The 12521-nt window shown below is 42.2% G+C and carries 13 protein-coding genes and 1 riboswitch; all 13 genes read left to right on the top strand.

Features of this window, described 5'->3' with window-relative positions:
• Positions 1–102 precede the first annotated feature (102 nt).
• Positions 103–284, top strand: a riboswitch (cobalamin riboswitch).
• Between the two features lie 147 nt (positions 285–431).
• From MHI22_RS06770 to cobA, 13 genes are read left to right on the top strand one after another with little or no spacing between them, the layout of a single operon-like run.
• Complete coding sequence (locus MHI22_RS06770; RefSeq protein ID WP_036120017.1) at positions 432–803, top strand: (2Fe-2S) ferredoxin domain-containing protein; 372 nt, start codon at positions 432–434, stop codon at positions 801–803.
• A gap of 4 nt (positions 804–807) precedes the next feature.
• Positions 808–2475, top strand: coding sequence for a precorrin-3B C(17)-methyltransferase (gene cobJ, locus MHI22_RS06765; RefSeq protein ID WP_058844512.1), 1668 nt, complete (start codon positions 808–810; stop codon positions 2473–2475).
• Positions 2476–2489: 14 nt separating this feature from the next.
• Complete coding sequence (locus tag MHI22_RS06760; RefSeq protein WP_340811457.1) at positions 2490–3389, top strand: sirohydrochlorin chelatase; 900 nt, start codon at positions 2490–2492, stop codon at positions 3387–3389.
• On the top strand, positions 3386–4147 hold the full coding sequence (gene cobK / locus MHI22_RS06755) for a precorrin-6A reductase (RefSeq protein WP_089934737.1): 762 nt from the start codon (positions 3386–3388) through the stop codon (positions 4145–4147). The genes MHI22_RS06760 and cobK overlap by 4 nt, the downstream gene beginning before the upstream one ends.
• 12 nt (positions 4148–4159) lie before the next feature.
• Complete coding sequence (locus tag MHI22_RS06750; RefSeq protein ID WP_058844515.1) at positions 4160–4819, top strand: precorrin-8X methylmutase; 660 nt, start codon at positions 4160–4162, stop codon at positions 4817–4819.
• Positions 4819–5952 (top strand): cobalt-precorrin-5B (C(1))-methyltransferase, encoded by a 1134-nt coding sequence (locus MHI22_RS06745; RefSeq protein ID WP_036120040.1) that lies wholly within the window; start codon positions 4819–4821, stop codon positions 5950–5952. Before MHI22_RS06750 ends, MHI22_RS06745 begins: the two co-directional genes overlap by 1 nt.
• Entirely contained in the window at positions 5909–7129 is a 1221-nt protein-coding gene (gene cbiE / locus MHI22_RS06740) for a precorrin-6y C5,15-methyltransferase (decarboxylating) subunit CbiE (protein ID WP_340811455.1), read from the top strand. The genes MHI22_RS06745 and cbiE overlap by 44 nt, the downstream gene beginning before the upstream one ends.
• On the top strand, positions 7122–7829 hold the full coding sequence (gene cobI, locus MHI22_RS06735) for a precorrin-2 C(20)-methyltransferase (RefSeq protein WP_058844517.1): 708 nt from the start codon (positions 7122–7124) through the stop codon (positions 7827–7829). Before cbiE ends, cobI begins: the two co-directional genes overlap by 8 nt.
• Complete coding sequence (gene cobM, locus MHI22_RS06730) at positions 7829–8614, top strand: precorrin-4 C(11)-methyltransferase (protein ID WP_036120052.1); 786 nt, start codon at positions 7829–7831, stop codon at positions 8612–8614. The genes cobI and cobM overlap by 1 nt, the downstream gene beginning before the upstream one ends.
• Positions 8607–9728 (top strand): cobalt-precorrin 5A hydrolase, encoded by a 1122-nt coding sequence (locus tag MHI22_RS06725; protein ID WP_089934741.1) that lies wholly within the window; start codon positions 8607–8609, stop codon positions 9726–9728. Before cobM ends, MHI22_RS06725 begins: the two co-directional genes overlap by 8 nt.
• Positions 9729–9739: 11 nt before the next feature.
• A complete protein-coding gene (locus tag MHI22_RS06720; RefSeq protein ID WP_340811452.1) occupies positions 9740–11107 on the top strand; it encodes a cobyrinate a,c-diamide synthase in 1368 nt (455 codons plus the stop codon).
• A complete protein-coding gene (locus tag MHI22_RS06715; RefSeq protein WP_036120061.1) occupies positions 11100–11738 on the top strand; it encodes a precorrin-2 dehydrogenase/sirohydrochlorin ferrochelatase family protein in 639 nt (212 codons plus the stop codon). The genes MHI22_RS06720 and MHI22_RS06715 overlap by 8 nt, the downstream gene beginning before the upstream one ends.
• Positions 11735–12502: a uroporphyrinogen-III C-methyltransferase gene (gene cobA, locus MHI22_RS06710; protein WP_036120058.1), complete on the top strand. Its 768-nt coding sequence runs from the start codon at positions 11735–11737 to the stop codon at positions 12500–12502. The genes MHI22_RS06715 and cobA overlap by 4 nt, the downstream gene beginning before the upstream one ends.
• The last annotated feature ends 19 nt before the right edge of the window (positions 12503–12521 follow it).

The following is a 12521-nucleotide window of genomic DNA, read 5'->3' as shown; positions in this document are numbered from 1 at the left end:
AAATTGATAAAATTGTCATAAATTTTTATAGAAATATTGAAATTTTAAAATAATGAGATATGATAGAGACAGTTTTCTATTCTATTAAGAAGATAATAAATTTCATATAAAACGTCGATAAGTGCTCGAATAACTCGAGATAATAGGGAAATTGGTGAAAATCCAATACAGCCCCCGCTACTGTAATAGCTGATGAAATTGCAAAGCCACTGGTGCAAACTTGGGAAGGTGCGATAGTAAAATGAAGCTTAAGTCAGGAAACCTGCTTATTTGATTGTGCATGCAAACTTTTCGGAGGGAGAAGTTGAAGCAAGAGCGAGTACCTGTATTTTATTTTATTCGTTTTTATTTGGCTTCTACAAAACCTTTACTCTTCGTAATTAGAGTAAAGGTTTTTCTTTTTCCAGAAAGCAAATGAGGGGAGACAGAAGATGACAACATGGAATTTAGAGGGGATGAAAACACATCTCTTTATTTGTAATGGTAGTAGTTGCATGAACAAAGGTGGGGAGGAAATTACCCTAGCTATTCGAGAAGAAATACAACAGCAAGCACTTGATCAAGAGATACATACAACAAGAACGCGCTGTAATGGACGATGCAAGGATGCTTGTGTGGTCATCGCCTATCCGCAAGGGAATTGGTATCGTGTACCATCAACAGAGCATGCTAGAACACTTGTACAAGATTTACATCATGAATCCTTATACAACGAACATGTCTTTACACTTCGTGAAGGTACATTACAGCGTACAGCACAAACGACAGCCATTAAAGGGATCGAAAAGGTGAAAGAGGGGTAACAACATGGCGCAAAAAGGAAAAATTTTTGTAGTGGGCTTTGGACCTGGAGACTTTAAGCATATTACGACACGGGCGGTAGAGGCATTACAACAAAGTGATATGATCATAGGCTACAAAACCTACGTGGAGTTGATTCAAGATTTAGTCAGTGCGAAGTCGATTGTCAGTACTGGAATGACCGAAGAGGTGTCCCGTGCGCAGGAAGCGGTGCGCCAAGCAGAGGCTGGAAGCATTGTCTCAGTCATTTCAAGTGGTGATGCGGGTGTCTATGGTATGGCGGGATTAGTGTATGAGGTATTGATTGAGCTAGGCTGGACAGAAGCAACGGGGATTGAGGTAGAAATTGTCCCTGGTATTTCTGCCATCAATTCATGTGCTAGCTTACTTGGTGCCCCGATTATGCATGATGCCTGTACGATTAGTTTAAGTGACCATCTAACACCATGGAATTTAATTGCCAAGCGCGTCGAGGCAGCCGCTATGGCGGATTTTGTAATCGCTTTATACAACCCAAAAAGCGGTCGCCGAACAAGACAAATTGTCGAAGCACAGCGCATTCTCTTAGAATATCGTTCGCCTGACACACCAGTAGGACTTGTGAAAAGTGCTTACCGCGATCGTCAAGAAGTGACGATGACAACATTAGCCGAAATGCTGGAGCATGACATTGGAATGCTGACGACAGTCATTATTGGTAATTCGTCGACATTTTTCTATGACAATAAAATGATTACACCACGTGGCTATCAACGTAAATATACATTGGGTGAAGAAAAACAACCCTTACGTCCACATCAACGTTTACGTGAAGAAAATGAACCTTGGGCAATGAACCAAGAGACAGGGACTGCACGACAAGACTTTACAGCAGATCCTAATGCAGGGCGTTTTAATAAACCCAGTGTAGCCGCTACGCCAAAGCCAAAAAAAACAGCACTTGAAATGGCTACAGCGGCACTCGCAATGGTGAAAGGAACAAGTGCAGTCAAAGTAACGCCGAAACTTGTACAGCAAAAAATAGAATCCATTTTTGAATTAGCTGTAAGCCCAGGAGTGGTGAATAAGTTTTTCACACCTCAGCAAATGATGACGTTAGCAGAGGTCGTTGGGGAAGAGGGGACGATGGAATATACACCAGACCATCAAATCCATTTGAAAATCCCAACGACTGCCCCTGAACGTATCACGGAGAAATTACAGGAAGTAGGCTTTTTATTAGCGCCGATTGGTGATGTGCTATCCTTGAAGGCTTGTGATTTTTGCTATGGTGAAAAGGCCGATTCGATTCCCTATGCAGAAGAAATACAACAAAAATTAGGTGGAATGTCTTTGCCGAAAACATTAAATATCGGTTTTAACGGCTGTGGTATGGCCTGTTACCGGGCTGTATTTGATGATATTGGTATTGTCTATCGCAAAAGTAAATTTGATGTCTTTATTGGGGCGAAGCCAGTTGGTCGTACGGCCCATGCAGCACAGCCTGTTGTAGAAGGGTTGGAGCCTGAACAACTGATTCCACTAATTACAGATATTATTGAAGAATATAAAGCAAATGCTCACCCAAATGAACGTTTATTTAAATATTTTAAACGTGTGAAAAAGATATTGCATTTTACGTATCAAGATATGTCTTCCAAAATAAAAGTAGAGCCAGCTCCGTGCGGCGACTAGTGAGGAGAAAAGAGATGAAAGCTATTTTATTTGTCGGCCATGGGAGCCGTTTAGCAGCAGGAAATGATGAGGTACGTACATTTATTGAACAAATGACACCGCGTATTGATGCACAATTTTTAGTGGAAACATGTTTCCTAGAATTTGCTTCACCGAACATCGAAGAAGGCATTACGAATTGTGTGAAGAAAGGGGCTACAGAGGTTCATGTAATTCCGATTATTTTACTTCATGCAGGCCATTCAAAGCTGCATATTCCAGCAGAGATCGAGCATGCGCGTGAGCATTATCCGAACATTACATTTACCTATGGTCAAACCATTGGCATTCATGATGAAATATTTGCGATTTTACAAGATCGTCTAGCGGAAATTGGTTTTCATTCAGAACAAGAGCAACAAGATACAGCCATTTTATTGATTGCACGAGGTGGCAGTGATCCATCTGCAAATGGTGATTTTTATAAAATTACACGACTTTTATGGGAAAAATTACCTGTTAAATATGTGGAAAGTGCATTTATGGGCGTAACAGATCCACGTGTTGAAGAAGGTATTGAACGCTGTGTTAAATTAGGTGCGAAAAAAATCATCATGCTCCCATACTTTTTATTCACAGGTATTTTAATGGAACGTATGAATGATATGTGTGTGAAGTTTAATGAACAATATCCAGATTGTACTGTTCAAATTGCCAATTATTTTGGCTACCATGAACGTTTACAAAATGTTTTATTAGAGCGTATTGAACAAGCGATAAATGGTACATCTACAGGCATGCAAGATTTAGAAAATTATCGTGCCTATGCGGCAGTTCATGGACATGCCCATCATCACCATCACCATCATCATGATCACGGACACGACCACCATCATGACCATGACCACCACCATGAAGAGGAGCCAGTAAAATGATTTTCATGTTAGCAGGGACGAGTGATGCAAGGGATCTAGCCCTTGCCCTGCAAAGCGCAGGACATGCGGTAACAGCTACCGTCGTGACTGATTCGGCAGCCTCTAGTCTTGCTGACGTTGGCCTACCACATTTAATAGGTCGACTGACAGCTGAGGAAATGGCAGCCATCATAACAGAGCAAGGCTATCAAATGGTGGTTGATGCCTCTCATCCATTTGCTGAGGAAGCTTCTAAAAATGCAATGGCAGCGGCCGAACAGGCACAAGTTCCTTATATTCGCTATGAGCGTGCCCATGAACACTATGCGCATCCTCTCATTACGATAGTGAAGGATTATGAGGAGGCTGCCCAATTAGCGGCAAAAAAGCGAGGTGTCATCATGCTGACAACAGGCAGCAAAACACTTGCTACTTTTACAAAGGTTTTACAAGGCTTAGAAAATACGAGAGTAATTGCTCGCATGCTTCCACGACTGGACAATATGGAAAAATGTGAGGCACTTGGTGTGGCACAACGAGATATTGTAGCTATTCAAGGTCCGTTTTCAAAGGAATTAAATGAAGCATTGTTTCGTCAATATGGAGTAACTTTGATGATCACCAAAGAAAGCGGTAAAGTTGGCTCAGTTGATGAGAAGCTTGAGGCAGCTCTTGCCTGTCATATTGAAACGATTCTTATTGCAAGACCAACCATTCAATATGGCCAACAATATTCAACATTTGAAGAAATATTACAGGCTGTACAACATACACTTTAGGAGGCATTATCCATGGATTTTAAAACAGATTTCAAACCATTAACGGTAGACCCAGATAAAATTTACGATTATAGTTTCTCGATTATTGCAGAGGAAATGGGCGATCATGATTTTTCAGAGGACGAGTGGAAGATTGTGCGCCGTATTATCCATGCTTCGGCGGATTTTGAGCTAGGTCGCAGTGTCATCATTACACCTGGTGCAATTGAAGCAGGGATTGAGTCCATCCTTGCCGGACGACATGTCATTGCAGATGTTCAAATGATTGAAAGTGGCTCTGGTAAAAAACGCTTCCAAAAGCATGGTGGCGATTTACATTGTTATATAGCGGATGAAGATGTCGCAGTAGAAGCGAAAAAACAAAATACAACTCGTGCCATCATTTCCATGCAAAAGGCTACAAAATTACATGAAGGTGGGATTTATGCAATTGGTAATGCGCCAACTGCCTTACTAGAATTGATTCGTTTAATTAAAGAAGGCTTAGCAAAACCAGATTTAATTATCGGTATGCCTGTCGGTTTCGTGTCAGCAGCCGAGTCAAAAGAAGAATTGCTGAAACTCGAAGGGATTCCGTACATTACCAATGTTGGTCGTAAAGGCGGTAGTACAGTGACGGTTGCCGCGTTAAATGCCATTTCACTATTAGCGGATGAACAGGCGAAAAAATAATGGAGCGGAAGCCAAAAAAGGATCCCAAGGACATGCGTCACGGTTATACAACGGGAGCCTGTGCAACTGCGGTAACAAAGGCTGCATTGCTCGCTCTGATTACAAAGGAAGAGCAGGAGACGAGTACCATTCATTTACCGATTGGTCGGGATGCAACCTTTACAATTGAAAAATGCATATTTGAAGAAAATGCTGTCAGCTGTGAAACGATTAAGGATGCTGGTGATGATCCTGATGCGACCCATCAGGCGCTTATTGTTGGCACAGTGAGCTGGGCTGATACACCTGGAATTCATTTAGATGGAGGGATTGGGGTCGGGCGTGTTACAAAGCCTGGCTTACCAGTGCCTGTTGGCGAGGCAGCCATTAATCCTGTACCACGTAAAATGATTCATAGCACGGTTCAAGGGGTATTAGACGAATTTCACATTACACGAGGCGTGAACGTAGTGATTTCCGTACCTAAAGGAGAAGAAATCGCTAAAAAAACGTTAAATGGACGACTTGGTATACTTGGAGGCATCTCAATTTTAGGCACAAGGGGAACCGTCGTGCCTTTTTCGAGTTCTGCGTATATGGCAAGTATTGTACAAGCCATTAGTGTAGCTAAAGAAGCTGGTTGTGAGCATTTAGTGGTAACGACAGGCGGTCGCAGCGAAAAATTTGCGATGAAACAATACCCCGATTTACCAGAAGAGTCTTTTATTGAAATGGGCGACTTTGTCGGCTTTACTTTAAAACATTGTAAGCGACTCGGTATCAAACAAGTTTCTCTTGTCGGTATGATGGGGAAATTTTCTAAGGTGGCACAAGGTGTCATGATGGTTCATTCCAAAAGTGCACCAATCGATTTTAACTTTTTAGCACAACTTGCAGAGGATACAGGAGCAGATGGAGAAACAATAGCGCAAGTACGTGAGGCAAATACAGCGTCACAAGTAGGTGAAATCATGATGGAGAAGGGCTATGATGCATTCTTTCATCATTTATGTGAGGCGTGCTGTTATTCCTCTATCCATCATATAAAAGGTGGTTTAACACTTTCCACATCGATTTATTCGATGCAGGGACAATTATTAGGAAGGGCTGATGACATTGCATCGATCGATGAAATTGATTGGGATCGGGGATAACGGATTAGCAAGCTTATTTCCCCAATACCTCGAGTGGATTGAAGACTGTGAGGTACTTGTTGGTGGTGAGCGAGTACTGGATTTTTTCCCGAACTTTACAGGTGAAAAAATCAGCATTAAAGGGGGAATTTCAGCACTTGTTGAAAGATTATCTAAGGAAACAAGAAATACGGTAATCCTTGCCACTGGCGACCCATTATTTTATGGCATTGGGGGCTATCTAGCTAAAAAGCTAGATATTGAGGTTTATCCATATATGAGTTCTGTTCAGCTGGCCTTTGCGAAGATGGGAGAAAGCTGGCAGGATGCCTATGTCACAAGTATTCATGGACGACCAATGAAAGGCTTGGCACAGCGTATCGATGGGAAGAAGAAAGTAGCGCTTTTAACGGATGCTGATAATAGCCCCAATGCGCTCGCTCGTTATTTAAAGCATTTTGGTATGACAGAATACCGAGCGTTTGTTGCAGAAAATTTACAGGGCGAAAACGAAAAATGTGGCTGGTATTCGTTAGATGAAATGGAAAGCGCTCATTATTCGCCATTAAATGTCGTGATTTTACAACAAATAATGGAACCGAAACGTTACACGCTTGGGATTGATGATGAAGAGTTTTCACAACGCAAGCCAGATAAAGGACTGATCACGAAAAAGGAAATACGTGTTTTAAGCTTACAGGCCATGCAGCTTCAACAGAATAGCATTATTTGGGATATTGGTACTTGTACGGGTTCTATGGCGATTGAGGCAGGAAAACTTGCGTCAGAGGGTCAAGTATTTGCTGTAGAGAAAAATGCACCTGATTTAGACAACTGTCTTCAAAATCAGCAAAAGTTCCGTGTTGATATCACAGCGATTCATAGTAAAGCACCAGAGGGATTAGACAGCTTCCCAGATCCTAATGCCATTTTCATTGGTGGTACGGGTGGCGAAATGGTGGAGTTACTACAGTTATGTTGTAGTCGTTTGAAGCCAAACGGTCGTATTGTCTTAAATGCAGCGACCATTGAAAATTTATATAAAGCGGTGGAAGCGTTTAAGGCTTGTGGCTTTGCGGTTGATATTTTACAGGCACAGCTTGCGCGCAGCAAACCTATTTTAGATATGACACGCTTTGTACCATTAAATCCAATTTATATTATTTCGGCTTATCGAAAGGAAGAAAATAATGAGTAATCTAGGTGTACTATACGGCTTGGGCGTTGGTCCTGGCGATCCAGAATTAATTACAGTCAAGGCGTTTCGTGTGATTCAGGAATCACCTGTTATTGCCTATCCAAAAAAGCTAAGAGGTAGTAAAAGCTATGCCCATCGCATTGTCGATGTTTATATTAATCCAGACGAAAAAGATATGCTTGGCCTTGTATTCCCTATGACCAAAGATGAGGCTGTCCTTGAACGTGAATGGACAAAATCAGTAGAACTTGTCTACGAAAAACTACAAGCTGGTAAGGATGTAGCCTTTGTAACAGAGGGAGATCCGTTACTATATAGTACGTTTATTCATATGATGAAGTTGATGCAGGACATGCATCCAGATGTAGAAATCCGTACGGTGCCAGGGATTTCTTCGTTCAATGGCTCCGCGTCTCGATTAGGGATTGCTTTAGCTGATGGCGATGACCGAGTGGCCATTATTCCTGCCCATGATGATTATGAAGCAATGCGTGAAGCCATTGAAAGTCATGATGCCGTTGTCTTTATTAAAGTGGCAAAGGTGATCGATTTAATGCTTGAGGTGCTACGTGATCTAGATTTATTAGATAAAGCATCTGTCGTGACGAAGGTCACTTCTGATGAAGAAGTTATTTGGGATGTTCGTGAATTGGATGGTGTGGAATTAGAATATCTAACATTAATGGTGGTGCGTAAATAATGAAGAAAATCTATATAGTTGGCGCTGGTCCAGGTGATCCAGACTTAATTACAGTTAAAGGTTTACATATGCTGCAAACAGCAGACGTTGTCATGTACACAGATTCATTAGTGAGTGAAGAGCTTATTGCGAAAGCCAAACCTGATGCAGAGGTCATTCGAACTGCTGGCATGCATTTAGAGGAAATGGTGGCCGTTATGGTGGAGCGTGTTAATGCTGGGAAAACAGTAGCTCGTATGCATACAGGTGATCCAGCGATGTATGGTGCCATCATGGAGCAAGTGGCTCTATTGAAAAAGGAAGGCATTGGGTATGAAGTGATTCCAGGGGTTAGCTCTGTTTTTGCATCAGCAGCGGCAATTGGTGCAGAGCTCACAATTCCTGATTTAACACAAACCCTCATTTTAACACGTGCAGAAGGACGTACACCTGTCCCAGAATTTGAAAAGCTGCGTGACTTGGCGAGCCATCATTGTACAATTGCTTTATTCCTTAGTGCAACACTTACAAAAAAAATTGTTAAAGAATTACAAAGTGCTGGTTGGGCTGATGATACGCCAGTAGCAGTTATTCAACGTGCTTCATGGCCAGATCAAAAGATCGTGCGTACGACTTTAATCGAATTAGATGAAGCAATGCGTGTAAATGGTATTCGTAAGCATGCAATGATTCTAGCTGGTTGGGCATTAGACCCGAACATTCATGATAAGGATCAATATCGTTCGAAGTTATATGATGCAACCTTTACACATGGCTTTAGAAAAGGTGTGAAGACAAGTGATTGAGTTACAGGAAGGTGTATTACCAGAGGTTGATCAACGCAATCCTTATGCGGTTGTCGCCATTACGAAGCATGGTGTTCAAATTGGACGTCGCCTGCAACAAACCTTTGCAGCGAGTGATTTATATTATATGAGTAAATTTGAGCAAGGCGATGAAGCAGAAAAGCATATTCAATTATTTACAGGTACCGTGCGCTTGTTATTGCCAACGCTATTTAAACAATATAAAGGGTTGATTTTAATCATTTCGCTCGGTGCGGTCGTACGCATGATTGCGCCCATTTTAAAGGATAAAAAGACAGACCCTGGCGTTGTCGTAATTGATGATCGAGGCGACAATGTCATTAGCGTATTATCAGGGCATCTTGGCGGTGCCAATGAGCTAACGCATGAGGTGGCAGCGGCACTTGGTGCAAATCCAATTATTACAACAGCTTCTGATGTGCAAAAGACGATTCCTGTTGACTTATTTGGCGCCCGTTTTGGGTGGGTATGGGATAGTGCCGACAAATTGACACCAGTGAGTGCTTCCGTTGTAAATGAGGAGCGTGTGGCCATTGTGCAGGAAACGGGTGAGCGCGATTGGTGGATGCGTGATACTGCCATGCCAGAGCAAATCAAAATCTATCCATCCACACAGGCAGCCATCGAGGCTAAACCTCATGCCACGCTATTAATAACGGATCGAATCATAGAACAAGAGGAAGAGATTCTTCTAGAAAACGGTGTTATTTATCGACCAAAATCTATTGTGCTCGGTATGGGCTGTAATCGTGGGACATCTGTGGAAGAAATTGAACAAGTGATTGATGAAACCTTGGCAGAGCTAAAGCTTTCGAAAAAAAGTGTGAAGGCATTATGCACGATTGATTTAAAAAAAGATGAACAATGTTTTTTAGATATTACCAAGAAATATGATTGGGAGTTCGTCACTTATACCCCGGCGGAATTAAATCAAATCGAATTTCCTTCCCCTTCTGAAACAGTCTTTAAATATACAGGTGCCTATGGTGTGAGTGAACCAGCGGCTATGCGTTATGCACAGGTCAAGTCACTCCTATTAGAAAAGAAGAAATCGGGTAATGCTACGATTTCAGTTGCGAGATACCTATTTTAAGGAGGAAGTCCATGCAAACAAATCGTTTTGTACTAGCTGGTACGGGTAGTGGGGTAGGCAAAACTACTTTCACCATTGGACTGATGAAAGCACTACAAAATAAAGGAAAAGTAGTGCAGGGCTTTAAATGTGGCCCTGATTATATCGATCCAACGTATCATACGGCTGTAACAGGTAGAGTATCACGCAATATTGATAGCTGGATGTTCTCCCATGAAGCAGTACGTGATATTGTGGCACGCGCAAGTATGGATGCGGATGTGTCCATTATTGAAGGTGTGATGGGCTTCTATGATGGCAAAAGTCCTTTATCAGATGCTGGCTCTGCCGCAGATATTAGTGTAGTGACAGAGAGCCCTGTTATTTTAATTGTTAATTGTGCAAGTATGGCGCGTAGTGTAGCAGCTGTTGTAAGAGGCTTTCAAGTTTTGTCAGATAAACCGAGGATCGTTGGCGTTATTGCGAACCAAGTGGGCAGTGTCGGTCATTATGAAATCGCCAAGGCGGCTATTGAACAAGAATGTGGCATTCCTGTCATCGGCTATTTAAAACGTGAACAAGGCATCGATATTCCGAGTCGTCATTTAGGGTTAGTACCCGCCATTGAAAGGGGAGAACTAGATTCATTTATTGATAAACTAGGTGACCTTATGGCAGAAACGATTGACTTGGATCAATTACTTGACTTAACAAAAGCCCCTATCCTACATGAATCAGGTCATTTATTTGCTGAGGAGCCTTCACAAAATATTTGTATAGCGGTTGCAAGGGATGCAGCATTTAATTTTTATTATGAAGAAAACTTAGCTTTGCTACGTGCGAAAGGCGCGACATTACAATTTTTCTCTCCACTTGCCAATGAGCCTGTACCATCAGAAGCAGATGGCCTCTATATTGGTGGTGGCTTTCCTGAAGAATTCGCAGAGACATTGGCTTCACATACAGTCGTGAAAGACTCTATTCAAGACGCTATTGCCAAAGGACTGCCAACATTAGCGGAATGTGGTGGCTTTATGTATTTAACAGAGGCTATTACAAATAGTCAGGGTGAACGCTATGAAATGGTAGGTGTGATTCCAGGGGAAGTGGCCATGCAGACAAAGCTTGCAGCACTAGGCTATCGTGAAATTTTTGGCACAGCAGATAATTTCTTAATTGGTGTGGAGCAAGAAGCGAAGGGCCATGAATTCCATTATTCTAAATATAGTGGTACCCACAACACACCAGCCTACGAGACGATTGGTCGTTTTGGCAAAAAGCAAGAAGGCTATAAAAAAGGGAATGTGGTGGCTGGTTATACACATTTCCATTTTGTATCAAACCCAAAGCTAGTTGACAATTGGTTAACAGCTTGTAAGAAGGTGAAAAATGATGACTAATTATTTTCCTATTCATATCAATCTAGAATATAAAACCGTAGTGATTGTAGGTGGCGGACACGTGGCAACGCAGAAGGTAGCCTCTCTATTACCCGCAAAGGCCCATATTGTCATAGTCAGTCCAACCCTACATGATACATTACAGCCACTTGCCGATTCGGGGCAAATTACTTGGAAGCAGAAGGAATTTGAACCACGTGATTTGGATGATGCCATTCTCATTATTGCTGCAACGAATGTGACGGCTGTAAACGAAGCTGTTCAAGAGGCGGCACAGCATTGGCAATTAATCAATCGAACGGATAGACAAAGTGAAAGTGATTTTATTACACCTGCTACTGTTCGTCGTGGCCCATTGGTGTTAACTGTTTCGACATCGGGAGCAAGCCCCAGTCTAGCGCGCAAGATCAAAGCAGATTTAGAAGATCAATTCGATGATGCTTATGATGACTATGTATGCTTTTTACAGCAAGCTCGATTAATGATTGCTGCTAAGTATGACAAAGGTTCGCAAAGACGGGCGGCATTACAAGCATTGCTAGAGCCAAGCATTCTGGAATGGACACGTCATGGAGAGATTGATAAACGTGAAGCCTATTTACAACAACTTTTGATGGGAGCGAAGCAATGAAGGAAGGAATAGTATATATCGTTGGTGCAGGTCCTGGGGATCCGAAGCTCATCACTGTGTATGGTCTGGAATGTATTCAAAAAGCTGATGTGATTGCCTATGACCGTCTTGTGAATCCCACATTGCTCGACTTTGCAAAAAAGGATGCAGAGCTCGTTTATTGCGGTAAACTTCCAGGCAAGCACCACCTTATTCAAGATGAAATTAATGCCTTACTTGTTGAAAAAGCACAAGAAGGTAAAGTTGTGACACGTCTGAAGGGTGGCGATCCATTTGTATTTGGACGTGGTGCTGAGGAAGCAGAAATATTAAAAAATCATGGCATAACCTATGAAATCGTTCCTGGTATTACAGCCGGCATTGCTGCAGCTGCTTATGCAGGGATTCCAGTGACACATAGAGACTTCGCGACAAGCTTTGCCCTAGTGACGGGGCATGGTCGTGAAGAAAAAGGACAGGATTTTTTGAATTGGCCAGCATTGGCTACAGGTATTGATACCGTCGCATTTTACATGAGTGTTGGAAATATTGCCTACATTGCTCGCAAATTAATTGAAAACGGACGTCAGGCCACAACGCCAGTAGCGGTCATTGAGTGGGGAACAACTGCTCAACAACGCACGATTACAGGACAGCTAGATGAGATAGCGGCCATTATTGAACGTGAAGGGTATCATAATCCTTCGATGATTGTCGTGGGAGAGGTAGTCAATGTACGTGAGAAAATTCAATGGTTTGAAGAGCAGGGATTAACATTTTCATAATCATTTCTTAGAAGAGCAC

Origin of the sequence: Lysinibacillus sp. FSL L8-0312, assembly GCF_038003285.1 — a bacterium.
In the GTDB taxonomy this organism is placed as follows: Bacteria; Bacillota; Bacilli; order Bacillales_A; family Planococcaceae; genus Lysinibacillus; species Lysinibacillus fusiformis_D.
The sequence above is the reverse complement of the archived record's forward strand: the minus strand, read 5'-3'. Positions and strand labels throughout refer to the sequence as shown.

Coding starts and splice junctions, on each gene's coding strand:
- MHI22_RS06760 (WP_340811457.1), top strand. CDS start 2,490: ATGAAAGCTATTTTATTTGTCGGCCATGGGAGCCGTTTAGCAGCAGGA.
- cobA (WP_036120058.1), top strand. CDS start 11,735: ATGAAGGAAGGAATAGTATATATCGTTGGTGCAGGTCCTGGGGATCCG.
- cobI (WP_058844517.1), top strand. CDS start 7,122: ATGAGTAATCTAGGTGTACTATACGGCTTGGGCGTTGGTCCTGGCGAT.
- cobM (WP_036120052.1), top strand. CDS start 7,829: ATGAAGAAAATCTATATAGTTGGCGCTGGTCCAGGTGATCCAGACTTA.
- cobJ (WP_058844512.1), top strand. CDS start 808: ATGGCGCAAAAAGGAAAAATTTTTGTAGTGGGCTTTGGACCTGGAGAC.
- cobK (WP_089934737.1), top strand. CDS start 3,386: ATGATTTTCATGTTAGCAGGGACGAGTGATGCAAGGGATCTAGCCCTT.
- MHI22_RS06720 (WP_340811452.1), top strand. CDS start 9,740: ATGCAAACAAATCGTTTTGTACTAGCTGGTACGGGTAGTGGGGTAGGC.
- MHI22_RS06770 (WP_036120017.1), top strand. CDS start 432: ATGACAACATGGAATTTAGAGGGGATGAAAACACATCTCTTTATTTGT.
- MHI22_RS06750 (WP_058844515.1), top strand. CDS start 4,160: ATGGATTTTAAAACAGATTTCAAACCATTAACGGTAGACCCAGATAAA.
- MHI22_RS06745 (WP_036120040.1), top strand. CDS start 4,819: ATGGAGCGGAAGCCAAAAAAGGATCCCAAGGACATGCGTCACGGTTAT.
- MHI22_RS06715 (WP_036120061.1), top strand. CDS start 11,100: ATGACTAATTATTTTCCTATTCATATCAATCTAGAATATAAAACCGTA.
- cbiE (WP_340811455.1), top strand. CDS start 5,909: ATGACATTGCATCGATCGATGAAATTGATTGGGATCGGGGATAACGGA.